General features: G+C 29.9%; 1 protein-coding gene. It reads left to right on the top strand.

What is annotated here, in order from left to right:
• Positions 1 to 777 (top strand): transposase (locus tag OCL94_RS13190; RefSeq protein ID WP_262997382.1); only part of this gene is annotated, 777 nt, incomplete at its 5' end.
• Between the last annotated feature and the right edge of the window lie 23 nt (positions 778 to 800).

The following is an 800-nucleotide window of genomic DNA, read 5'->3' as shown; positions in this document are numbered from 1 at the left end:
TATAATGTACAAGTCGCAACAAATAATCAATTTATTATGGCCTATGATGTTTTTCCAAATCCTACGGATACAAGAACACTCGTACCTTTTCTAGAAAATTGTAAAAGGAAACTCAAAGAATTGCCAAATATTATTGTTGCTGATGCTGGTTATGGTAGTGAATACAATTATGTAACTTTAACTAATAACTTTGATATTACTGCTTTAATTCCATATGGAATGATGAGGAAAGAAGAAAGTAACTCGATTAAAAAGCAAATGTTTAACACAATCAATTGGAAATTCAATATTCTAGAAGACTATTTTATATGTCCAAATAATAAAAAATTGAACTTTTTAAAGCATACTTATCGAACTGATGAATATGGATTTAGACGTGATTTCGAAGTTTACAAATGTGATGATTGTATAGACTGTCCATTAAAAAGTCAGTGTATAAAAGGAAAAGCTGAATTTAAAGTTATTTCCAAAAATATGAATTGGGAACAGCATAAATTTAATATTAAAGAGAAGCTTTCAGAACAAGAAAATGCGATCTACTATAGTCAAAGAAAAATTGATGTGGAGCCAGCATTTGGAAACCTGAAGGCTAATTTAGGTTTCACAAGATTCTCAGTTCGAAGTAAACAAAAAGTTTATAACGAACTAGGCATCGTCTTAATGGCAACTAATATGAGAAAATATACTGCTCGAAGAGCAGATTCTCATATAATAAAAGAGAAAATAAAGAACACCACTTCAAATTTTAATTCAAAAGTGGTGTTCTTGTTATTTTAGAGACCTATTTATGACCCGCCCTC

Origin of the sequence: Macrococcus capreoli (assembly GCF_025628935.1) — a bacterium.
Taxonomy (GTDB): domain Bacteria; phylum Bacillota; class Bacilli; order Staphylococcales; family Staphylococcaceae; genus Macrococcoides; species Macrococcoides capreoli.
Note: the sequence above shows the minus strand (reverse complement) of the source record. Positions and strands in the feature narration are given on the sequence as shown.